Here is a 21,300-nt window from a genome sequence, read left to right as displayed (position 1 = left end):
AAAGCCAATTGAAAACCATGCATGTGAATCCGCAAAACGGCCGATTAGAAGAAGCTAAATGGATTGCGAGCCCGAATTTTGAACCGCGACCACCAGGCCTGGTACCTGAATTGATTGTGGTGCATGGCATTAGTTTACCGCCTGATGAATTTGGTGGAATGGGGGTAGAGCAGCTTTTTACCAACCAACTTAACCCGCAAGAAGACCCTTATTATCAAGGCATAGATGGGCTAAAAGTTTCATCGCATTTATTTATTCGACGTAATGGTGATGTGATTCAGTTTGTCGATTTTAACCAGCGCGCTTGGCACGCGGGTGTGTCCTGTTTTGATGGGCGTGAAAATTGTAATGATTTTTCGATTGGGATTGAGTTGGAAGGTGCGGATCATATCGCCTATACGGCTAGTCAGTATGAGGCGTTAGCCTTGGCGGTTTTGGCGCTTCAAAAGGCCTATCCAAGTTTAAGTAAGTCCGCCATAGTGGGGCATAGTGATATTGCCCCTGGACGTAAAACCGACCCAGGACCATTATTTAACTGGGCGGCCTTGAGGCGTTTAACAAACTCGTCCACTTAGCCAGGTTGAACCGATTTAAAGTCGGTTTTAAGCAATCCAGCCGTTCTCTTTATTTTTACCGGGTTTGGCATTATTGGGTTTAGGGCGAAATTTCATACAGGCCTCTCCAGAAGTTTCATACACCACCTGGCTGGGCAAGCGCGAGGTTTTAAAGCCAAAGGCCTTGCAGCCACGGGGTTTACTGGCTTCCCAGGTAATGTAGAAATATTGGCAACGAAAGCAGTCAATGTTTTTCATAATCAGTATTTTTCATGCGTGTTCATAAAATTCGTCAATTAGCCAAGCTGGCTGGGTGTGCTATTATTGTCGCACTTTTTTTAAGATTGTCATTATCAAATAGCGCTCATTGTATTGAGTTGCTAAGTGTAAAGGAAATTGTATGGGAAAAATCGGCTTGTTTTACGGAACAGATACTGGCAATACCGAGCGGGTTGCCGACTTAATTAAACAGAAGTTGGGTGCGGATCTGGTGGATGTGCATGATATTGCATCGGCTAAAAAATCAGATTTTGACCAATATGATAAATTGATTCTCGGTCAACCAACTTGGTATTACGGCGAACGTCAAAGTAGCTGGGACGATTTTTGGGAAGACTTTCGTTCAATCGATTTTACAGGTAAAACCGTGGCCTGTTTTGGTTTGGGTGACCAAGCGGATTACGCCGAATACTTTGTCGATGCGGTTGGTATGATGCACGATGTGGTGCTTGAAAATGGTGGCACCCCAGCTGGCTATTGGTCAACGGACGGTTATCAGTATGATGAATCGAAAGCGGCGACCGAAGATGGCGAGTTTTTTGTCGGTTTGGCGCTGGATGAAGATCAGCAACCGGAATTAACTGAAAAACGTATCGCTGAATGGGTAGCGCAAATTAAAGAAGAAATGGAACTGTAAGGTTCATTTCTTTAGTACTAATTAGTGTAACCATCTAACCCTAAGCACCAGGCCTGTTGCTTAGGGTTTTGTGTTTTCAGCTGACGTGTTAACCGCGCAAACTCATTTGTTTCCAACCCTTTTCTTTCGCCACCTGAGTTAAGCGCGGATCGGCATCCACCGCAATTGGATAACTCACTTGTTCTAATAACGGTAAATCGTTGTGCGAGTCAGAATAGAAGTAGCTGTCTTCTAAGCTTTCATCATGTTGTTTTAGCCAGTCCGCTAAGCGCGTCACTTTACCTTGTTGAAACGACGGCACGCCGGCAACGCGTCCGGTAAAGCGACCTTCATGAACTTCTGGTTCGGTACCAATCAACTCATTTATGCCCAATTTTTCAGCAATCGGTCGGGTAATAAAGGTATTGGTGGCGGTAATAATCAGCGGGCGGTGGCCTTGTGATCGGTGCGATTCAATCAGCGCTTGGGCTTGCGGCAACATAATCGGCTCAATCATCTCGCGCATAAATTCGTTATGCCAAGCCTGTAGTTGTTGCATTGAATGTAAAGTAAGCGGCTTGAGCGAAAAAGTTTGGTATTCAAAAATATCTAAATCGCCGTTTTGATATTGTTCATAGAAGCGTTCGTTTGCACGACGGTATTCGTCCGCATCAATGAGTTGATTTTTAACCAAAAATTCGCCCCAAAGATAGTCGCTGTCGCCACCAATTAACGTGTTGTCCAAATCAAAGATTGCCAAGCTCATGCCGAGTTCCTATCACTAAAAATAAAGGGAATCCTAAACCAAGCTAGCGTTTTCAACAATGCTTGGCTAAACAATTACCAAAAATAAACGGTTTTGATTGAAAAGATACGACCTTTTAGGCATTATTAGTTCCAATTAAATTTATTTGGTTTAAAAGCCATCGTTTTAGGGATTTTTTGTGATTGATCAGGACGGATACCGCTTAAATGTGGGCATTATTATTGCCAATAAACAGGGCAAGTTGTTCTGGGGCAAGCGTATTCAGCAAGAAGCCTGGCAGTTTCCGCAGGGCGGCATTCGCGAAAGTGAAACCCCACAGCAAGCCGTGTTTCGTGAGTTACGTGAAGAGGTCGGTTTGTCGCCTTCTGATGTGCGCGTATTAGGCAAAACAAGCGATTGGTTGCATTATGACCTTCCTAAACACTTAATTCGACACTACAGCCAGCCGGTATGTGTGGGGCAAAAGCAAATTTGGTTTCTACTCGGTTTGGAAAGTTCAGACGACGCGATCAACTTAGCCGATCACCCAACGCCAGAGTTTGAAACCTGGACCTGGGTCGACTATTGGCGTCCGGTACAAGAGGTCGTCAACTTTAAACAATCGGTTTATCATCTAGCATTAACCGAACTGGAAGACGCGCTGAATAAGTTCTGGCTACCTAAATAACCGACTTAAACCTCCCTGAAACATCACTACCAGGCCTGGTGCTCCCAAGATTTTTTGTCTACTTTTCGTGTTTTAATCGATAGAAAAATGCCATTTTTTTATGCACTTTTCATGCACATTTTTGGGTTCAAAACGTTGGCACGCTGTTTTTCGGCCTAAAAAGTGGTATGATTCCCGCCATTAATTTTTCTAAAAAACGGTAAAGACCGCGCCCAACCAGGCGTTTACAGGCTTTTATGTTAGACCCAATAGCCCAAAAGTCTTTATTTTTGTTCAGAGTGTATCGCTAAACCCGCGATCTACTCAGTTTAAAACCCAAGAGGTGAATGTATGAGCGATCAGTTCATTGATCAAGATCCACAAGAAACACAAGAGTGGCTTGATGCGTTAGAAGCCGTTGTTCAGTTTGAAGGTACCGATAAGGCCCACCATCTGATTGCAACCTTGATTGAAAAAGCCCGTGTTCACGGCATCGATATTCCTTATTCTGCTAATACCCCTTATATCAATACCATTGCTCTTGAAGAACAAGACAATTATCCGGGTGACTTAACTCTAGAACAGCGCGTACGTTCAATTTTGCGCTGGAATGCGATGGCCATGGTGGTAAAAGCCAACAAGGAAACGGGTGTAGGTGGTCATATTGCTTCTTATGCATCAAGTTGTACCTTATATGAAGTCGGCATGAACCACTTCTTTAAAGGTCCTGATCATGAACTAGGCGCAGATATGATCTTTTTCCAAGGTCACACGGCACCGGGTATGTATGCACGTGCTTTCTTAGAAGGACGCATGGAAGAAGACAGATTGAAAAACTTCCGTCAAGAAGTGGATGGTAATGGTTTGTCTTCTTATCCGCATCCATGGCTAATGCCAGATTTCTGGCAGTTCCCAACCGTATCTATGGGCTTGGGCCCATTAATGGCGATTTACCAAGCGCGTTTCATGAAGTATATGGACTCACGTGGATTGGCAAAAACCGAAGGCCGTAAAGTTTGGGCGTATTTAGGTGATGGTGAGATGGATGAGCCAGAATCACGTGGTGCGATTCAACTAGCGCAGCGTGAGCGTTTGGACAACCTAATTTTCGTGGTGAACTGTAACCTACAGCGTTTGGATGGACCGGTACGTGGTAACGGTAAAATCATCCAAGAATTAGAAGGCATGTTCCGTGGCGCAGGCTGGAACGTGATTAAAGTGCTATGGGGCTCCGGTTGGGATGCGTTATTAGCCAAAGACACCAGCGGCAAGTTAATTGAACGCATGGGCGAAGTGGTCGATGGTGAATACCAGGCCTATAAAGCTAAAAATGGCGCTTGGGTACGTGAGCACTTCTTTGGTAAATACCCAGAAACCGCTGAGTTGGTTAAGGATATGACCGACGGCGAAATCTTTAAGCTAACACGTGGTGGTCACTCACCGCGTAAAATCTACAACGCCTATAAGCGTGCCAGTGAAACCAAAGGTATGCCATCGGTAATCTTGGCTAAAACCGTTAAGGGTTATGGCATGGGCGAGTTTGGTGAAGCCGCCAATAGCGCGCACCAACAGAAGAAACTGGATATTAACGGCCTGAAATACTTCCGTGATCGTTTCTCTGTCCCGATTTCAGATGAACAGCTGGAAAAAGAAGTGCCGTTCTATCGTCCAGAAGCCGATAGCCCAGTAATGAAATATGTTGAAGAACGCCGTGCCGAATTAGGTGGTTCACTGCCAATTCGTCAAGACAAGTCAGAGCCTTTGCAGGTGCCGGAACTGGACGCATTCAAAATGTTGCTAGATGGCACAGCAGATCGTGAAATGTCGACCACTATGGCGTTTGTTCGTGTGTTATCTATCTTGTTGCGCGACAAAGAGCTAGGTAAGCGTGTTGTGCCGATCATTCCTGATGAAGCGCGTACTTTCGGTATGGAAGGCTTGTTCCGTCAAGTCGGTATTTATGACCCAGCTGGCCAGCTATATGAGCCAGTCGATTCAGACCAGTTGATGTGGTACAAAGAATCATCAAACGGTCAGGTATTAGAAGAAGGGATTAACGAAGCCGGTGCGATGTCATCGTGGGTATCTGCCGCGACCGCTTATGCCAACTATGGCGTGAGCATGATTCCTTTCTATATTTACTACTCAATGTTCGGTTTCCAGCGTATTGGTGACTTAGCTTGGGCCGCGGGCGATTCGCGTGCACGTGGTTTCTTAATCGGCGGTACAGCCGGTCGTACCACTTTGGAAGGTGAAGGTCTACAGCACCAAGACGGTCACAACCTAGTGATGTTTGATGCCGTGCCTAACTGCTTAAGCTACGATCCAACTTTCGGTTACGAAATGGCGGTGATTGTTCAGGACGGTCTAAAACGCATGATGCAGAACAAAGAAGACGTGTTCTACTACATCACCGCGATGAACGAAAACTACACTCACCCAGCTATGCCGAAAGGCGCAGAAGAAGGTATTTTAAAAGGGATTTACTCCTTCAAAAAATCTGAATCTAAGTCTAAGACTCGCGTACAGCTAATGGGTTCAGGTACGATTTTCCGCGAAGTAATTGCCGCGGCTGAACTGTTAGAGCAGGATTGGAAAGTCGCCGCTGATATTTGGGCCGTGCCAAGCTTTAACCTATTGCGCCGTGAAGGTATTGAAGTCGAGCGTTGGAACACCTTACACCCAGCTTCAAAAGCCAAGGTGCCTTACATTACGCAAGTATTGGCGGATGCAAAAGGGCCGTTTATTGCGGCGACGGATTACATTCGCGATTACGCTAACCGTGTTCGTGAATATGTGCCGGGCGATTTCCATGTATTGGGTACCGATGGTTTCGGTCGCTCAGATACGCGTGAACAGTTGCGTAAATTCTTTGAAGTGAACCGCCATTATGTAGTGGTTGAAGCCTTAAAAGGGCTTGCGAAGCAAGGTCAGATTAAACCTGATGTCGTGCAGCAAGCGATTGATAAATACGGCTTGGATGCAGAAAAAACCTATCCAGTTCACGCATAAAATTGCTCACAAGGGCGCGACTCAAAAGGGCGCACCCTTGTTTGACTAAGGAAAAATGTTATGGCAAAAATTCAATTTACAGTGCCCGATATTGGTGATTTTGATTCGGTTGATGTGATCGAGGTTTTAGTAAACGAAGGCGATCAGGTTCAAGTTGACGATTCGGTACTAACGCTGGAGTCTGATAAGGCGACGATGGAAGTGCCGTCTACCCATTCAGGTAAGGTCAGCAACATCCAGGTCAAGGTTGGCGATAAAGTCGCGCAAGGTACCTATATTTTCGATATCGAAGTCGATGAGGCCGAACAAGCCGCTGAACCGGCTAAAGCTGAAAACAAAGCGGAAGAGCCGGTGAAACAACCCGCCCCTCAAGCGGCGGCCGCACCAGCGCCTAAGTTGCACGAACAAACCCAGTCTAGCTCGGTTGGTTTACCAACAGACGCTTCGGTAAGCAATACACCTAAACCAGTGAATCATCAGTCGATGGGCGCGGTGAGCCATGCTTCACCAGCGGTTCGTGCGTTTGCACGTGTGTTGGGTGTCGATTTAGCCGGAGTTAATGGCTCTGGCTCAAAAGGGCGTGTGCTTAAGTCTGATATTCAGAACTTTGTTAAGTCGGTCATGCAAGGTCAAGCTTCGGCGGGCGGCGCACAAGGTTCGGGCATTCCGCCGGTTCCGACCATCGATTTCAGCCAGTTTGGTGAAACCGAAGAGATCGAACTTAGTCGTATTAAGAAGTTGTCGGGCAAACATTTGTCGACGGCTTGGTTAAATATTCCACACGTCACCCAATTTGACGAGTGTGATATTACCGAGATGGACAAGTTCCGCAAAGACATGAAAGCCCAAGCTGAAAAAGCCGGCGTTAAACTCACGCCGTTGGTCTTCATTATGAAAGCCGTGGTCGCGGGCTTAAAAGCCTTCCCAAATTTCAACGCGTCCTTGTCGCCAGACGGTCAAAAATTGATCCGCAAAGGCTATTACAACATCGGGATCGCGGTGGATACACCGAATGGTTTGGTGGTGCCGGTTGTTCGTGATGTCGATCAAAAATCAATCTTTGAACTATCACGCGATTTGATGGAGCTTAGCACCAAAGCACGCGACGGCAAATTGTCACCTAAAGATATGTCGGGCGGTTGTTTCAGCATTTCTAGCCTAGGCGGCATCGGTGGTACGCAGTTTACGCCGATTGTGAATGCGCCAGAAGTCGCGATCATGGGGGTTTCAAAAGCCTCAATGCAACCAGTTTGGGATGGCTCAGAATTTAAACCACGTTTGGTGATGCCTTATAGCATTTCATACGACCACCGTGTAATTGATGGAGCGGAAGGTGTGCGCTTTAGCACATTTGTGGGTCAGCATTTGGCCGATATCCGTCAACTATTACTCTAAGCAAGGGAGCCTGATATGAGTCAAATCGTAGAGATTCGTATTCCAGATATTGGCGACTTTGCTGATGTGGATGTGATTGAAGTATTAGTCGCTCAAGGCGACGAAGTGGTACAAGACGATTCATTGTTAACCCTTGAATCGGACAAAGCCACCATGGAAGTGCCGGCTGAGTTATCTGGACGCATTGTCGAATTAACGGTTTCGGTAGGCGACAAAGTTCGTCAGGGAACCGTGATCGGCAAAATGGAAATCGCCGATGAAAGCCCAGCCAAACTAACCGAACAAAAAGCTGAGCAAAAATCAGAAGCCAAACCAGAAACGAATGCACAAGCCGCTCCGCAAGCGGTGTCGTCAAAAGACCTACCACCAGCCGACAAAACTTGCCAAGTGCTGGTTTTAGGCGGTGGCCCAGGTGGTTATACCGCCGCTTTCCGCGCGGCGGATTTGGGCAAACAAGTGATTTTGGTTGAACGTTATCCGGTCATCGGTGGCGTGTGTCTAAACGTGGGCTGTATTCCGTCTAAAGCGTTATTGCATATGTCAGTGGTGTTAAACGAAACCCAAGAAATGGCCGCACACGGCATTGAGTTTGCCAAGCCAAAAATCAATTTGGACAAGATGCGCGATTATAAAAACAGCGTGATCACCAAATTGACCGGCGGCTTAGGCGCGCTCGCGAAACAACGTAAAGTTGAAGTCGTACAAGGTGTTGGCAAGTTCAGCTCAGCGAATACCATCACGGTTACCGCAGAAGATGGCAGCGAACAAACCATCGCGTTCGAAAAAGCCGTGATCGCCGCCGGTTCACGTGTGATTAAATTGCCGTTTATTCCGCATGATGACCCACGCGTAATGGACTCAACTGATGCGTTAGAGCTTGAAGAAGTACCGAAACGTTTATTGGTGATCGGTGGCGGCATTATCGGTTTAGAAATGGCGCAGGTTTACGACTCACTAGGTTCAAAAGTCACCGTAGTCGAACTGGGCGATAACATTATTCCGGGTGCCGACAAAGACTTAACGCGTCCGTTGTTAAAGAAAATCAAAGCGCGTTACGAAAACATTTTCCTTAAATCCAAAGTCACCCACGTTGAAGCCGCCAAAGGCGGGCTAGTGGTGTCGTTTGAAGGTAAAGACTGTCCAGCACAAGACACCTTTGATCGCGTATTAGTGGCGGTCGGTCGCACACCAAACGGTAAATTGTTGGATGCTGAAAAAGCCGGTGTGGTCGTAAACGATTGGGGCTTTATCGAAGTCGATGAACGTCAAAAAACCAATGTCGATCACATTTATGCGATTGGCGACATTGTGGGTCAGCCTATGTTGGCGCACAAAGCGGTACACGAAGGCAAAGTGGCGGCGGAAGTCATTTGCGATATGCCGAGCGCCTTTACGCCAATGGGTATTCCAAGTGTGGCCTACACCGATCCAGAAGTCGCGTGGGCCGGTAAAACTGAAGAAGAACTTAAAGCCGAAGGCGTTGAGTACGAAAAAGGCGTGTTCCCTTGGGCGGCGTCAGGTCGCAGCTTAAGCTTAGGGCGTGATGAAGGTCTAAGTAAGTCCTTGTTCTGTGCCAAAACCCATCGCCTATTAGGCGCGGGTATTGTCGGGCCAAATGCCGGTGAATTAATTGCCGAAGCCATGTTGGCGATTGAAATGGGCGCCGATATGCAAGATATCGGCTTAACCATTCATCCGCATCCAACCCTAAGCGAAACCTTTGCGTTCGCGGCGGAAATGGCCGAAGGTACGATTACTGATTTGATCGCACCCAAGAAGAAAAAGTAACCTAAACAGCTTGTTATAAGCCTTGTTAAGGTTGCCGAGATAAGTACCAGGCCTGGTGCTTATCTATAAAAAAACCCGCTTCAAATAGAGCGGGTTTTTTTATAGATTGACAAAAATCGAACCAGAAAAGTAAAGCCAGTCGATTAAGTGTCCTGATTCATTAACGCATCAATGTCTTCTTGGCTCATATAATCAAGCGCATCCGCTTGTTTTGAGGCGACCGCGCTGGGCAGTTCAAAGTCGACATTTTTCAATTTTGCGCCTTCAAGTTTGTCGGTAAAGCTTTGTAATGCCAGAATAACTTGGCCGCTTAAATCGCGGCTGGTTTGTTCGACAATAATGTCTTGCAACTGATTCATCCACTTTAGCTGGGTGTTGCGTACTTGGTCGGTGTACTCAGCCAAGTTATTATTTTTAACCGCATCAAGATAAGAGTCGTTAAACTCTCGAATGTCTTCCATCATCATTTCGGCGATTTGAATAGTTTGCTGCGAGGTGGTTTCCAAGCGATTATCGATATAGTTTAAACAAGTTCGAACTTTTTCTTGTGGTGTCATATCTGACATGGTGCGTCCTTTTTCAGGTCAGAATCAGAAGCTTCTGAAAGGTGGTTAAGATGGAATTTAATTTAGCACAAAGCGCGTGGTAAAACAAAGCATGTCGAACGCATTAAAAGATCAATTTAACCAGGCCTGGTGGTCACGCTGGTGGCAAGCCCTACAAACCGAGTTTGGCGATTTAGGTGTGGCCGAGTGGTTGAGCGACGCTCAACTGGAAGATTGGTCTGAGTTGAGCTTAAAACAGCGTATCCAATACACCAGCCATTTGAGTTATCAGCGTTTAGAGCAAGCAGGTTTCGGTTATGCCGAAATAGTAGATGGCCTGCAAAACATCGCACCGCAGTTTCCGGGGTTACCAGGCCTGGTGCTTTCGCAGATTGTCGAAGAATATGGTTTAGCGGATTTTGACGTATCCTTTAAAGCGCTCGAAACCTTTACTCAATTTTCGACCGCTGAGTTTGCGATTCGCGCTTTTATTGAACAAAATCAAACCGTTACTATGGCGCAAATGCAGGCCTGGTCTTTGTCGGATAATCATCATCTACGCCGTTTAGCGTCAGAAGGCTGTCGCCCCAGATTACCTTGGGGCAAAGCCCTAACGGAATTTAAGCGCGATCCCACACCGATTCTGCCCATTCTGCAAAACCTAATTCACGACCCCAGCTTATATGTGCGCAAAAGTGTGGCGAATAATTTAAACGATATTGGTAAAGATCATCCTGAGGTTTTATTGGCCTTCTGCCAGGCCTGGTTAAGCACCAGCACACAAGCGGATTGGATTATTAAACACGCCAGCCGCAACTTTTTAAAACAGCGAGACTCGCGGTTTTTAGCCTTATTAAATCTACCAAAAACCGATCATGTGCAACTGGTAGATTGGCAACAAGACACACAAGTCAAACTGGGTGAAGCCTGGCATTATCATTTTGAATTACAAACATCCAAAGCCTCAAAACCCCTAGGGCGCTTACGCCTTGAGATACAAGTGGATTATCCCAGACCAAGCGGCATGCCATTACGCAAAGTGTTTAAGCTGGCCGAAGCGGATTACAGCGAGGCACGCAAAGAATTTAACAAAACCCTGTCGTTTAAACCCTTAACTACACGCCGGCACTATGCCGGACAACATAAAATACAGCTCGTGATTAACGGCGAAATAAAGCACCAGGCCTGGTTTGAGGTAAAAGCATGAATCTCATTTTTGAAAACACGAATTTTGTGTTGCTGGATAAACCAGCGGGCTTGAACTTCCATTCAGAACAAGCACCAGGCCTGGTGGTGTTGGCACAACAGCAGTTAAGTCTGCCGTCACTTTATCCAGTACATCGGTTAGATAAAATGACCTCGGGTTTAGTGATTCTGGCGAAAACCCTCGCCTCCGCGCAAGCGTTTCAAACCTTGTTTGAACAACGCGAAATCGAAAAATACTATCTCGCCATCTCCACCCACAAACCCAAAAAGAAGCAGGGCTGGATAAAAGGCGACATGCTACCCAGTCGGCGCGGCAGTTACCGTTTAACCACCACTATGGACAATCCCGCGATTACGCAATTTGTCAGCGCCAGCCTCGCACCGAATAAACGCGCGTTTTTGGTTAAACCCCATACCGGCAAAACCCACCAAATCCGCGTCGCGCTCAAAAGCCTAGGCGCACCGATAGCGGGCGATGCGCGTTATCAAGCGGTAGAAGAAGCCGAACAAGAAGATCGCGGCTATTTACATGCTTATGCGTTGAGATTCAGCTTATTCGGCGAAAACTTCGCCTTCGTTTGCCCGCCAACCAGCGGCCAGCGCTTTGTGTCGGATGCCTTTAAGGTACAATGTGCGGCTTGGAACGAACCATGGAAAGCGTTTTGATGTCGAAAGCGACCACTAAATACTGGGAAGACACCCCGCTAGAACAACTCACCCCCGCACAATGGGAAAGCCTGTGCGACGGCTGCGGTTTGTGCTGCCTGCATAAACTGCAAGACGAAGACACCGAAGAGATTGTTTATACGCGGGTCGTGTGTAAATTTTCAGACTTAGAAACAGGGCAGTGCGGCGACTACGAAAACCGCTCGGTGAATGTGCCCACTTGTGTGCCGCTAACCCTAGAACGCATCGCCGAATTCGACTGGCTACCCGAATCCTGCGCTTACCGTTTACGCTACTTCAACCAACCCCTACCAGACTGGCACCCACTCAATCTTGGCGACCACACCCAAGTCAAATACCACGGACTAAAATCTATTAACGTCGTAATCGAAACGGCGGATATTGATGCAGAAGATTATTTAATGGATAAGCCTTAACCACTATATTTTTTAGGCTAAATCAGATGACCGTTTAGGTGTAAATTTACGATGCGTATTTCATCTAGAAAAATAGTTTTATTTGCGATAGTATTTATCGAAGTTGTAACGTTTAAGCCCTGATTAACCTAATATGAAATCATTATTACCTGAAAGTAAGTTCAATATTAAATAGTAGGGTAAATGTGTTTTGTACTAAATGTTAGGCAGTCGACACGGAGTCACTTTGAATGAAACTGAATGTGGTTTGCTACTTGATTAAGGAAGGCGTATCTGAAGAGGACGCCTTAGACAAGGACAAGTTATCTACGAGAACTCCTATAGAAATTAAAGGAATCCCCTGTGGCCTTTATATTAAAAAGTCGCGCTCAGAACCCAAATGGGCAAAGCTATTTAGTGATATAAATAGTATTGATCCGAATATTTTTAGGTCGGAAAGCGTTAGAGGGCTCTTAGTTGTAAATATTGAAAATAGGCTATTCGCATTCACCTTTGGGCATGGAAGGTCAATGTTAAAGTCATTTATGGTGGAGCGTGGCTTTGGGTTGAGGGTAACTCTTAATCTTGGAGATTCAGAGCAAATAAAGTCTATCGACAAATCAACCTTGGAAAAGGTTTCGTTGAATACGCGCTCGCAAACATCAAAGAATACAAATGTAAATGACTTTGATTTTGAATTTGACCAAGAGATACTGAAATCGATCTGCGCTGTGGTTGAAAGCAATGATAGTGAAAGCTCAGAGATAGTATCAGGTTGCGACTCTGTTTCAATTAATACCGAAATCGAATTAGATACATTCCCAGACTTAGCAAAAAGGCTACTTGTGGCTTATGAAGATGATAAGTATGAAGAAAAATATCCTTGGGTAGATTTTATACAGTTTGTCTCTGATCCATCACTGCTTCAACAGTTAAATGAAGAAATGGCTAGACTTCTCAATGAGGAGAAATATGAAGATGTATGGATTTCTCCGCCAGAAGTTATTGATTACAATGATTTCTCTGGATTTGTCTACAAAATAAGAAACAATCAAGCTCTTTGCTTTCATAGTGAGTTAGACTTATCTACTTATATCGCTGAATCAAAGCCTAGGAAACCTATAACAATTGATGCATTAAAAAGGAGAGAGATATTAAAATTTAATGCAGAAGAAAAAAATAACGGTAGTTGGGCTGTCTTTCACTGCATGAATTGTGAGCTAATACTCGATGGTGAAACTTATATCTTAAATGATGGGAAATGGTACAGGATTGATAGTGAATTTTCGGACTCTGTAAACAATTTCTTCAATTCTCTAGACAGATCTCGAATTTATTTCCCCCCCTATAATGGAATGAACGAAGGTCACTATTTGCGGAAAATAGCCGATGGCGAAAATTTCGCACTTCTTGATCAGCAGTGGATTCGCCCTAAAGGTACTGGTAATAGCCTAGAATTTTGTGATTTGCTTTCCCAGTGTGATGCGTTTATTCATGTAAAAAAATATGGATCTTCATCTGTTTTAAGTCACCTATTTTCACAAGCATCTGTTGCAACCGACTTTCTTATGAATGACCCTAGCGTGCAAGATCAAGTTAATAAGCACCTAGAGAAAACGTATTTGAGTGTAAATTTTAACAGTGAAGATAGTCCTCGAAAATACAGAATTGTTCTAGCTATCATGCAAAAGAATGCTGGAGATCTTCATTTGCCATTTTTTTCCAAAGTAAATCTTCGGCATCACGCAAGGAGATTAATTAATATGGGTTTTAAAGTTGAACTTGCCAAAATCAATATTACTTAATTGCCTAACAAACGCGTCAATTAGGACGCTCGCAAGCTCGCCTATTACGGAGGCGTTAGCCAAAAAGGAGAAAACCATTGCCTGACCAAGCATTAATGGATTGGGTTTCGTTGATCAAAGATACACTGTTGGGTGTTGCGGCACTTGTGACAATCTTCGTTGGCATATACGGGCTAAGAGCATGGAAGAGGGATATTGTGGGAAAGGAAGTCTACGCAGCAGCAAAAGTGCTCGTAAAAGAAAGTCACTTAGTATATGAAGCGGCACGCAAACTACGGCAACCATTATGGTCTTATGAAAAGCGCCAATTCACAGACGAAGAAACAGTTCACACAACAGAAAATGAACGCTGGCGCCTGTTAGAAGCTGAAGCGTATAAGGACAAAATCGAAAAGTTTGCACGGGCACTAGAACGTTACGAATCAGCAAAACTTGAACTCCGTGTTCTAGTAGGGTCAAGAGTCTATGAGGGCTTTTTGCCTTTTGGTCGATTCCTCTCCGAATCCATAGAACGCGTTAACGCATATTTAGACTTACTTCAAGATCACACGCAAGCGCACTTGCCAGGCTCGCCAGAGATTATCGAAGCACAACAAGAGCTATACCCATCAGATAATCTTGATGATGAATTATCACAAAAGCTTGCGGAGTCGCGTGAAGAAGGCGAGGTGTCTTTGCTGTCGCACCTTCATCGCAAGAGCATTTATGGCTAATAGAAAAGGGTAGCGTCCCCTTTTTACGCGCTAAAGGGAAATATTTATGTTTATGTTTGAATTTAAAGATATGGGTTGGTGGTATTGGCTGGTTACAGTGTTACTTCTTACTGTTGGTGTCTTAGGAAATGAATTAGGGTTTATCTTAGCCATCGGTCTAACCATATTTCAACTAATTCACTACGTTATACGTGAGAAAAGCATTAAAGCTTTTCCGGTTCAGGTGCGTTTTTGGTATTTATTGCTTCTTATCGTGGCTTTTCCAGGAATCATGCAGTGGTTGTATTGGGCGCCATTGATTGGCACTTGGGCGCAAGTCGTATTTGGTTATTGCGCAATGGCACGTCTAGTCTCACTCTGGCCGTGGAACAGAGAAGCGCCTTTTACGCTTAAACTTATAATTAAAACTTTTCTGTCACGCCCTGTTAGAGGTAGTGTTCAGCAAGGCTTCGTAGAGAGCAAATAAGCCCATAACTTGGTGTTGAAATCTAAGCCTAAAAACCCTTGCTAACGCTTTTGATTTGCTGGTATCCATGCCTGAAGATTTTATGGTTGAGGGCTCTGGTGATACTAAAGCCCAAAATGATGCCACAAAATCACGTATTATCACGCCAGTTGAACAGAGTCGGGATGATTGGTTTGAGTCGGAAGGTGTCAGTAATGACTTTATGAGGGATCGCCAACAAGAGCCAGATTCAAGTCGAAGAGGCTAAAATGCCCAGAGTTAATAAAATAAATGAGAAAAATTAGATGGCGATAAATTGGTTTCCTGGACACATGCACAAGGCCCGCAAAGACATTGCTGAGGTGATGCCGCAGGTGGATGTGATTATTGAGTTGCTGGATGCGCGCATTCCGTTTTCGAGCGAAAACCCGTTGGTGAATGGGCTGCGTGGCGAAACGCCTTGCATTAAGGTGTTGAACAAGGCCGATTTGGCTGATCCGGCCATTACTCAAATGTGGGTTGAGCATTTTGAACAGCAGAAGGGCGTGCGTGCGCTGCCGATGACGTCGCAACATCCTGAACATATTAAAAGCTTATTGAAACTGTGTGAGCAGTTAATGGGTGATCGTGATTTGGCGATTCGAGGTGGCCGCGCGATGATTATGGGGATTCCGAATGTGGGCAAATCCACTATGATTAATACCTTAGCTGGCCGCACGATTGCTCGAACTGGCAACGAGGCGGGTGTGACCAAATCTCAGCAACGTATTAAGTTAGCGAACAATATGACCCTGACTGATACGCCTGGGTTTTTGTGGCCTAAGTTAACGCCGCCAGAATGTGGCAATCGTTTGGCGATTACCGGCGCGATTAAAGACACGGCGTTTGATTTTATCGACATTACTTTGTTTGCCGCTGATTACCTGTTGAAAAACTACCCAGATGCGTTGAAAGAACGTTATAAATTGGATGAATTGCCAGAGCACGACGAAGAATTGTTGGCGTTGATTGGCAAAAAACGCGGTTGTATGCAAAAAGGCGGCTCGGTGGATTGGGATAAGGTCAGCCGGATTTTAATCACCGAATTGCGCGATGGAAAGTTGGGGCCAATTACGTTAGAAACGCCAGAGATGACACAAGTTGAAGTTGCTAGAGCGGAAGCTGCAGAAGCTGAGAAAGCGCGTTTAAAAGAGATTCATGATGCGGAGCGTAAGGCGCGCACTAGGCGGAATCGTAAGTAGGGGGATAGTGTTTTATTCGGTTGGGAGATTCAGGCTTCGTTTTACTTCGCGCTGACTTTGTTTCTTCGCTTCGCTCAGGATGACAGTTTGGGGTTCAGGATGACAGGTGGGATTCAGATAACCACCAGGCCTGGTGCCTGATGGTTTGAGCGGTTCAACTTAGTGGTGATGACCGCCAGCACCGTGCGCGTGGCCGTGCTCTAGTTCTTCTGCAGACGCATCACGAATATCCATGATTTCGACTTCAAAGGTTAAATCCTGACCCGCTAAAGGGTGGTTGGCATCAACGGTTACTTGGTCGCCGTCAATCGCTACGATTTCAACCGATTGCGTACCTTGATCTGACTGAGCTTCAAAACGCATGCCGACTTCGATTTTTTCAACGCCTTGAAACAGCTCGCTTGGCACTTGTTGGATCATACCATCGTGTTTTTCACCATAAGCATCCGCAGCGGCAATGGTCGCAGTAAATTTATCGCCTACGGCTTTGCCTAATAGCTCGGCTTCTAACCCAGGGATTAAGTTGTGGTGACCATGTAAATAGGCCAAAGGCTGGCCATTGGATTTATCCATAACTTCACCGGCAGAGTTAGTTAGGGTGTATTCGATTTGCGCGACTTTATCTTGTTCGATTTTCATTCGGTGTCCTTAATTAGAGTTAAAATATTGATTTTCATGCGTCATGATACCGATTCGTGATCGGATTTTGGGACGTATTTAGGCAAAAAACACAATTTGAGGTCGTTTTATGATGTATCTATGGGTTAAGGTTTTCCACTTGTTATTTATGATGTCGTGGATGGCGGGGATTTTTTATCTGCCACGTATTTTTGTGCATTTTGTCGAAGGCAAAAAGGCCGGACAACAAGTCGAACGCTTAGCCATAATGGGTCGTAAGTTGTGGAATTTTATGAGTATTATGATGGTGTTGACCTTAATTACCGGCTTTGGTTTGTGGTTTGGATTTGGCATCAGCGGTGGTTGGTTGCATGCTAAGTTATTAATGGTCGCGTTATTAATTGCTTATCACTTTTGGGCACGCAAGCGTGTGATCGAAATGCAAGCCGGTCACTTAGATCATTCCGGTGTTTATTATCGTTGGGCGAACGAGATTCCGTTGGTCATTACCTTAGCGATTCTTATTTTTGTGGTTATCAAACCCTTTTAAACACGTTCAAACTTTAACTTTGGCTTAATTAGGAGTCAGCATGTCGGTGTCAAAACGAGCACATTTGATTAAATTGGAAAAACGCGCGTTGGATTTTTCCGTTTGGGGTAATGTGTTTATGGTCGTGATTGGGGTCGGTTTTGCGATCGTCAGTTTTTCCGATGCCATCATGTTGGATGGCTTGTACTCTTTTATCCATTTATTGATCGCCTTGCTCACCTTGCGTGTCTCCAAATTGGTGATGAAACCCAGTAACGACGAATATCCGTTTGGTTATTGGATGTATGAACCCATGATCAATATGGCGAAAGGTTTGATGATTCTGACTTTGTTAACCATTGCCTTGTTTAACGCGTTTGCGTCTATGTATGGCGGTGGTAAGGCCGTGATTTTAGATATGGCGATTTTCTATGCGTTTTTGGCGACAATTGGCTGTTTTGTCAGCGCGGGAGTGATCAAACACTGGGGCGAACGCGCCCATTCGCCGCTGGCGTTAGTGGACGCGAAAAACTGGCTGGTGGATGGTTATATTTCGGCCGTCATGTTGGCGGTGTTTATCGCAGCTTATGTTATGCAAAATGGCCAATACGCGCATTGGGTGCCGTATTTTGATCCGATAATGGTTATCGTGCTAGTCGCGCTCATTTTGGTGGTGCCTTTAAGCATTATCCGTGATGCGTGGAACGAGATTGTGGGCAAACACCCGGGTGAAGATATTGAAGATAAAATTCGTGAAATGATCGATTCCCTGGTGAGTTCAGCGGTGCATAAGGGGTATCATTTACGTTTGGTCATGACGGGCCGGTTTTTATTGGTTCATGTCTATTTTACGGTGCGCGCCGATACGCCGTTAGACAGTGTTGAAGCACAAGACGATGTGCGCGAAGCCATGTACCAAGGTTTTCGCAAGCAATTTCCTTATGTGGCGATGGACGTGGTGTTTACCCAACAAGCCAAGTGGGAACGAATCGCGACTGGCGAGCAGGCCGCTCAACTGCCAGCGGGTTTGACGGAAGATCCGAATAGCCCGAATAAGCTTACAAACTAACGAGTACAACACAAAACAAAAAAGATTAAAACACTTAGGATGTTTATGGAATTTGATTGGATGCAATATGCGACACCAGGCCTGGTGGCTTTAGTGACAGCTTTAACTGGTTTCGCGAGCTTGGGCGGTTGGATAGTCTGGCGTGAAATTACGAAACGTAAAGTGTTAGAGCAAAGTTTGACCGAGATACAGCAGCAGTACGAAACCCAGATAACTGAGTTAAATCAAACCCTTAATCAACAAACCACTCAATTGGCTTTAGCCCAGGCCGAGCAACAACGTTGGCAACAAACGGCGGATCAACTTGAAGAGCGCTTAAACACCAGTCAGCAAACCAATACTCAGCTCGAAGTCTCGCAGGCTAAATTGCAAACTCAGTTGGCGGAAAAACAGCAGCAGTTTGAAGAGCAACATGCGCGTTTAAAACAAGAGTTTAGCCAGTTAGCACAAGAGATTTTTGAACAAAAAAATAAATCGTTTAAAGAGCAAAGCGAACAAAGTTTAAACCAGCTACTTACGCCGTTTCATCACGATGTGAAAGCCTTTAAAACTCAGGTCGAGCAAATTCAAAAAAACGAAAGCGAGCAACGTTTGGCGCTTAAGTTTGAATTGCAGAACCTGCAGAAGATGAACCTGAATTTATCCGATCAAGCCCACCAACTCACCCAGGCTCTGCAAGGCCAGAAAAAGGCGCAGGGTAATTGGGGGGAGATGATTTTGGAGCGCGTATTGGAATCTGCAGGCCTGGTGGCGCCAAGAGACTATCAGCGCGAAGTCAGTATTCAAGGTGAGTCCGGTCGTTTACGCCCGGATGTGGTGGTGTATTTGCCGGGCGAAAAACACTTAGTCATTGATGCTAAAACCTCTTTAGCGGCCTACAGCCGATTTGTAAATGCCGAAGACGAGCAAGAAAAACAGGTCGCGTTAAAAGAGCACGTCAGTGCGTTGCGTGATCGTATGAAAGAGTTGTCGGATAAAGAATATGCCAAACTACCAGGCCTGGTGGCGCCGGAAGTGGTAATTTTGTTTGTGCCGATCGAGTCGGCTTATATGGAAGCAATTAAAGCCGACGAGCGTTTGCTAGATGAAGCCATGAAGCAGCATTTGTTAATCGCCACGCCTTCGACCTTGTTAAGTTCGGTGCAAATTGTGCGTCAGCTGTGGCGTTTTGCCGAACAGAGTAAACACAGCACCGAGTTAGCGCGCCGTGCGGAACTGTTTTATAACAAGCTCAACAGCTTTATCGGCAGCTTACAAGGTGTCGGCAACCAATTGGATAAAGCTAAAGACAGCTACGAAAAAGCCTTTAGCCAGCTATATTCTGGGCGCGGTAACTTGATTAAACAAGCTGCCGAGTTTAAAGACTTGGGTGTGATGGTGCAAAAAGAATTGCCTGAAGAGTTGGTCGAGAAAGCCAAGCTAGAACTGGTAGACGATGTGCCAAAATCTTTAGAATCTAAATAATCAGCGCTCCTAATTTTAAAACCTAAACTTATTAAGCCGCGCGATTTAAGCAATCTGAATTGTTCGTTCAATTTTATTGTAAAATGCGCGTTAATTTTAATTGCACCAGGCCTGGTTGAGTTTCTAAAAGAGACCGAGCACCAGGCCTGGTTGTTTTGACCGTGAGAATTTTATGAGTAAACACCAACCCACCGTAGGCGTCGTGAGTTTAGGTTGCCCGAAAGCGACTGTTGATTCGGAACGCATTCTGACCCAGTTACGTACTGAAGGCTATCATTTATCGAATTCGTATGAAGATGCCGATACCGTGATTGTAAATACCTGCGGCTTTATTGATTCGGCCGTTCAAGAATCGCTGGATGCGATTGGTGAGGCGTTACGTGAAAACGGTAAGGTGATTGTGACGGGCTGCTTGGGTGCGCGTGATGAAGAGATTTTAAGTCAGTATCCGCAAGTTTTATCCGTATCCGGCCCGCAAGCTTACGAAACCGTACTGAATGCGGTGCATGATGTGGTGGCACCACCGGCGCATAACCCTTATGTGGATTTGGTTCCACCGCAAGGCGTCAAACTCACGCCGCGTCACTTTGCGTATTTAAAAATCTCGGAAGGTTGTAACCACCGTTGTTCTTTCTGCATTATTCCTTCGATGCGAGGCGATTTAGTGAGTCGTCCGGTGAGTGAAGTGCTCGACGAAGCCAAGCGTTTAGTAGAGGCGGGCGTGCAAGAGTTATTGGTGATTTCGCAAGATACCGCCGCTTATGGTGTGGATGTGAAACACAAATTGGACTTCTGGAACGGTCAGCCGGTAAAAACCTCGATGACCGGCTTGGTCAAAGCGCTGGGCGATATGGGCGTTTGGGTGCGTTTGCATTATGTGTATCCTTATCCGAATGTGGAAGAAGTGATTCCGTTAATGGCCGAGGGCAAGGTGTTGCCTTATTTGGATATGCCATTACAACATGCTGATAAACGTGTGCTGAAGGCGATGCGCCGCCCGGGCAATATTGACCGCCAGTTAGAGCGTATTCGTCAATGGCGTGAACAAGTGCCGGATTTAACCTTGCGCTCGACCTTTATTGTCGGTTTCCCAGGCGAAACTGAAGAAGAATTCCAACGTCTACTAGACTTCTTGGAAGAAGCGCAGCTAGATCGTGTGGGTTGCTTCCAATATTCGCCAGTGACTGGCGCGGCGGCTAACGAAATCGCTGAGCAAATTCCAGATGACATTAAACAAGACCGTTACGATCGTTTTATGCAAACTCAGCAGGCGATCAGTGCTAAAAAAATGCAGGCCAAAATTGGCAAGCGCATGACGGTGTTGGTGGATGAAATCGACGAAGAGGGTGCGATTGCACGTTCAGCGGCGGATGCACCTGAAATAGACGGTATGGTGTTTATTCCCGAAGGTGAAGGCCTGCAACCAGGCGACATGTTGGAAGTTGAAATTTTTGCCGCCGATGAATACGATTTATGGGCGCAACCGGTTTTAATTGAAGATTAATTGATCTACTCCAAGCTTGCATG

Annotated in this window: 22 protein-coding genes; 18 read left to right on the top strand and 4 right to left on the bottom strand. The window is 45.6% G+C overall.

All coding sequences use genetic code 11. The features are described 5' to 3' along the window. The first annotated feature begins 17 nt into the window (after positions 1–17). Positions 18–575 (top strand): 1,6-anhydro-N-acetylmuramyl-L-alanine amidase AmpD, encoded by a 558-nt coding sequence (gene ampD / locus N746_RS0106420; protein ID WP_029934978.1) that lies wholly within the window; start codon positions 18–20, stop codon positions 573–575. Positions 576–602: 27 nt separating this feature from the next. On the opposite strand, the gene N746_RS0106415 is transcribed toward ampD, so the two are convergent. Then, positions 603–812 carry a hypothetical protein gene (locus N746_RS0106415; RefSeq protein ID WP_029934977.1) on the bottom strand — a complete coding sequence of 70 codons (210 nt, stop codon included), beginning with the start codon at positions 810–812 and terminating at the stop codon, positions 603–605. 142 nt (positions 813–954) lie between these two features. On the opposite strand from N746_RS0106415, the gene fldA reads away from it, so the two are divergent. Continuing rightward, the gene (gene fldA, locus N746_RS0106410) at positions 955–1,470 is read left to right on the top strand and encodes a flavodoxin FldA (protein WP_029934976.1); all 516 of its coding nucleotides are present in this window, start codon (positions 955–957) and stop codon (positions 1,468–1,470) included. An 88-nt stretch (positions 1,471–1,558) separates the two neighbouring features. Here fldA and N746_RS0106405 read toward each other — a convergent pair whose 3' ends face one another. Beyond that, positions 1,559–2,215: a histidinol-phosphatase gene (locus N746_RS0106405; RefSeq protein ID WP_029934975.1), complete on the bottom strand. Its 657-nt coding sequence runs from the start codon at positions 2,213–2,215 to the stop codon at positions 1,559–1,561. Between the two features lie 178 nt (positions 2,216–2,393). Here N746_RS0106405 and N746_RS0106400 point away from each other — a divergent pair, with 178 nt between their 5' ends. The 4 genes from N746_RS0106400 to lpdA all read left to right on the top strand — a co-directional run bounded on the left by N746_RS0106400 (position 2,394) and on the right by lpdA (position 9,056). Beyond that, a complete protein-coding gene (locus tag N746_RS0106400) occupies positions 2,394–2,882 on the top strand; it encodes an RNA pyrophosphohydrolase (RefSeq protein ID WP_029934974.1) in 489 nt (162 codons plus the stop codon). A 330-nt stretch (positions 2,883–3,212) separates the two neighbouring features. Further along, positions 3,213–5,873, top strand: coding sequence for a pyruvate dehydrogenase (acetyl-transferring), homodimeric type (aceE, locus tag N746_RS0106395; protein ID WP_029934964.1), 2,661 nt, complete (start codon positions 3,213–3,215; stop codon positions 5,871–5,873). A gap of 60 nt (positions 5,874–5,933) precedes the next feature. Further along, positions 5,934–7,268 (top strand): dihydrolipoyllysine-residue acetyltransferase, encoded by a 1,335-nt coding sequence (aceF, locus tag N746_RS0106390; RefSeq protein ID WP_029934961.1) that lies wholly within the window; start codon positions 5,934–5,936, stop codon positions 7,266–7,268. A 15-nt stretch (positions 7,269–7,283) separates the two neighbouring features. After that, on the top strand, positions 7,284–9,056 hold the full coding sequence (gene lpdA / locus N746_RS0106385) for a dihydrolipoyl dehydrogenase (RefSeq protein WP_029934959.1): 1,773 nt from the start codon (positions 7,284–7,286) through the stop codon (positions 9,054–9,056). A 143-nt stretch (positions 9,057–9,199) separates the two neighbouring features. Here lpdA and N746_RS0106380 read toward each other — a convergent pair whose 3' ends face one another. Continuing rightward, on the bottom strand, positions 9,200–9,622 hold the full coding sequence (locus tag N746_RS0106380; protein WP_029934949.1) for a hypothetical protein: 423 nt from the start codon (positions 9,620–9,622) through the stop codon (positions 9,200–9,202). Positions 9,623–9,713: 91 nt separating this feature from the next. Here N746_RS0106380 and N746_RS0106375 point away from each other — a divergent pair, with 91 nt between their 5' ends. The 8 genes from N746_RS0106375 (at position 9,714) to ylqF (ending at position 16,093) form a co-directional block, all read left to right on the top strand. Next, complete coding sequence (locus N746_RS0106375; RefSeq protein ID WP_029934948.1) at positions 9,714–10,808, top strand: DNA alkylation repair protein; 1,095 nt, start codon at positions 9,714–9,716, stop codon at positions 10,806–10,808. Beyond that, on the top strand, positions 10,805–11,473 hold the full coding sequence (locus tag N746_RS0106370) for a TIGR01621 family pseudouridine synthase (RefSeq protein WP_029934947.1): 669 nt from the start codon (positions 10,805–10,807) through the stop codon (positions 11,471–11,473). The genes N746_RS0106375 and N746_RS0106370 overlap by 4 nt, the downstream gene beginning before the upstream one ends. Then, complete coding sequence (locus N746_RS0106365; RefSeq protein WP_245603342.1) at positions 11,458–11,910, top strand: YcgN family cysteine cluster protein; 453 nt, start codon at positions 11,458–11,460, stop codon at positions 11,908–11,910. The genes N746_RS0106370 and N746_RS0106365 overlap by 16 nt, the downstream gene beginning before the upstream one ends. A 230-nt stretch (positions 11,911–12,140) precedes the next feature. After that, on the top strand, positions 12,141–13,694 hold the full coding sequence (locus tag N746_RS0106360) for a TIGR04141 family sporadically distributed protein (protein ID WP_029934945.1): 1,554 nt from the start codon (positions 12,141–12,143) through the stop codon (positions 13,692–13,694). 77 nt (positions 13,695–13,771) lie between these two features. Next, positions 13,772–14,407, top strand: a complete 636-nt coding sequence (locus N746_RS0106355) for a hypothetical protein (protein ID WP_029934944.1) — start codon at positions 13,772–13,774, stop codon at positions 14,405–14,407. 46 nt (positions 14,408–14,453) lie between these two features. Further along, complete coding sequence (locus N746_RS0106350; protein WP_029934943.1) at positions 14,454–14,873, top strand: hypothetical protein; 420 nt, start codon at positions 14,454–14,456, stop codon at positions 14,871–14,873. Between the two features lie 67 nt (positions 14,874–14,940). Continuing rightward, entirely contained in the window at positions 14,941–15,120 is a 180-nt protein-coding gene (locus N746_RS0106345; RefSeq protein ID WP_051678557.1) for an AbrB/MazE/SpoVT family DNA-binding domain-containing protein, read from the top strand. 37 nt (positions 15,121–15,157) lie between these two features. Further along, on the top strand, positions 15,158–16,093 hold the full coding sequence (gene ylqF, locus N746_RS0106340) for a ribosome biogenesis GTPase YlqF (RefSeq protein ID WP_029934940.1): 936 nt from the start codon (positions 15,158–15,160) through the stop codon (positions 16,091–16,093). A 159-nt stretch (positions 16,094–16,252) separates the two neighbouring features. Here ylqF and N746_RS0106335 read toward each other — a convergent pair whose 3' ends face one another. Continuing rightward, positions 16,253–16,732, bottom strand: coding sequence for an FKBP-type peptidyl-prolyl cis-trans isomerase (locus N746_RS0106335; protein WP_051678556.1), 480 nt, complete (start codon positions 16,730–16,732; stop codon positions 16,253–16,255). Between the two features lie 109 nt (positions 16,733–16,841). Here N746_RS0106335 and N746_RS0106330 point away from each other — a divergent pair, with 109 nt between their 5' ends. From N746_RS0106330 to rimO, 4 genes are all read left to right on the top strand, one after another. Beyond that, the gene (locus tag N746_RS0106330) at positions 16,842–17,261 is read left to right on the top strand and encodes a CopD family protein (RefSeq protein WP_029934936.1); all 420 of its coding nucleotides are present in this window, start codon (positions 16,842–16,844) and stop codon (positions 17,259–17,261) included. Positions 17,262–17,301: 40 nt separating this feature from the next. Then, positions 17,302–18,309: a cation diffusion facilitator family transporter gene (locus tag N746_RS0106325; RefSeq protein ID WP_029934933.1), complete on the top strand. Its 1,008-nt coding sequence runs from the start codon at positions 17,302–17,304 to the stop codon at positions 18,307–18,309. 45 nt (positions 18,310–18,354) lie between these two features. After that, positions 18,355–19,773 (top strand): DNA recombination protein RmuC, encoded by a 1,419-nt coding sequence (gene rmuC, locus N746_RS0106320; protein ID WP_051678555.1) that lies wholly within the window; start codon positions 18,355–18,357, stop codon positions 19,771–19,773. 172 nt (positions 19,774–19,945) lie between these two features. Continuing rightward, positions 19,946–21,277: a 30S ribosomal protein S12 methylthiotransferase RimO gene (gene rimO / locus N746_RS0106315; protein WP_029934928.1), complete on the top strand. Its 1,332-nt coding sequence runs from the start codon at positions 19,946–19,948 to the stop codon at positions 21,275–21,277. Positions 21,278–21,300: the final 23 nt, after the last annotated feature.

Source organism: Thiomicrospira pelophila DSM 1534 (genome assembly GCF_000711195.1).
Taxonomy (GTDB): domain Bacteria; phylum Pseudomonadota; class Gammaproteobacteria; order Thiomicrospirales; family Thiomicrospiraceae; genus Thiomicrospira; species Thiomicrospira pelophila.
Note: the sequence above shows the minus strand (reverse complement) of the source record. Positions and strands in the feature narration are given on the sequence as shown.

What these genes read in the sequence shown, in the direction of transcription:
- ampD (WP_029934978.1), top strand. Translation starts at nt 18, where the DNA reads ATGCATGTGAATCCGCAAAACGGCCGATTAGAAGAAGCTAAATGGATT.
- N746_RS0106415 (WP_029934977.1), bottom strand. Translation starts at nt 812, where the DNA reads ATGAAAAACATTGACTGCTTTCGTTGCCAATATTTCTACATTACCTGG.
- fldA (WP_029934976.1), top strand. Translation starts at nt 955, where the DNA reads ATGGGAAAAATCGGCTTGTTTTACGGAACAGATACTGGCAATACCGAG.
- N746_RS0106405 (WP_029934975.1), bottom strand. Translation starts at nt 2,215, where the DNA reads ATGAGCTTGGCAATCTTTGATTTGGACAACACGTTAATTGGTGGCGAC.
- aceE (WP_029934964.1), top strand. Translation starts at nt 3,213, where the DNA reads ATGAGCGATCAGTTCATTGATCAAGATCCACAAGAAACACAAGAGTGG.
- aceF (WP_029934961.1), top strand. Translation starts at nt 5,934, where the DNA reads ATGGCAAAAATTCAATTTACAGTGCCCGATATTGGTGATTTTGATTCG.
- lpdA (WP_029934959.1), top strand. Translation starts at nt 7,284, where the DNA reads ATGAGTCAAATCGTAGAGATTCGTATTCCAGATATTGGCGACTTTGCT.
- N746_RS0106380 (WP_029934949.1), bottom strand. Translation starts at nt 9,622, where the DNA reads ATGTCAGATATGACACCACAAGAAAAAGTTCGAACTTGTTTAAACTAT.
- N746_RS0106375 (WP_029934948.1), top strand. Translation starts at nt 9,714, where the DNA reads ATGTCGAACGCATTAAAAGATCAATTTAACCAGGCCTGGTGGTCACGC.
- N746_RS0106370 (WP_029934947.1), top strand. Translation starts at nt 10,805, where the DNA reads ATGAATCTCATTTTTGAAAACACGAATTTTGTGTTGCTGGATAAACCA.
- N746_RS0106365 (WP_245603342.1), top strand. Translation starts at nt 11,458, where the DNA reads ATGGAAAGCGTTTTGATGTCGAAAGCGACCACTAAATACTGGGAAGAC.
- N746_RS0106360 (WP_029934945.1), top strand. Translation starts at nt 12,141, where the DNA reads ATGAAACTGAATGTGGTTTGCTACTTGATTAAGGAAGGCGTATCTGAA.
- N746_RS0106350 (WP_029934943.1), top strand. Translation starts at nt 14,454, where the DNA reads ATGTTTATGTTTGAATTTAAAGATATGGGTTGGTGGTATTGGCTGGTT.
- N746_RS0106345 (WP_051678557.1), top strand. Translation starts at nt 14,941, where the DNA reads ATGCCTGAAGATTTTATGGTTGAGGGCTCTGGTGATACTAAAGCCCAA.
- ylqF (WP_029934940.1), top strand. Translation starts at nt 15,158, where the DNA reads ATGGCGATAAATTGGTTTCCTGGACACATGCACAAGGCCCGCAAAGAC.
- N746_RS0106335 (WP_051678556.1), bottom strand. Translation starts at nt 16,732, where the DNA reads ATGAAAATCGAACAAGATAAAGTCGCGCAAATCGAATACACCCTAACT.
- N746_RS0106330 (WP_029934936.1), top strand. Translation starts at nt 16,842, where the DNA reads ATGATGTATCTATGGGTTAAGGTTTTCCACTTGTTATTTATGATGTCG.
- N746_RS0106325 (WP_029934933.1), top strand. Translation starts at nt 17,302, where the DNA reads ATGTCGGTGTCAAAACGAGCACATTTGATTAAATTGGAAAAACGCGCG.
- rmuC (WP_051678555.1), top strand. Translation starts at nt 18,355, where the DNA reads ATGGAATTTGATTGGATGCAATATGCGACACCAGGCCTGGTGGCTTTA.
- rimO (WP_029934928.1), top strand. Translation starts at nt 19,946, where the DNA reads ATGAGTAAACACCAACCCACCGTAGGCGTCGTGAGTTTAGGTTGCCCG.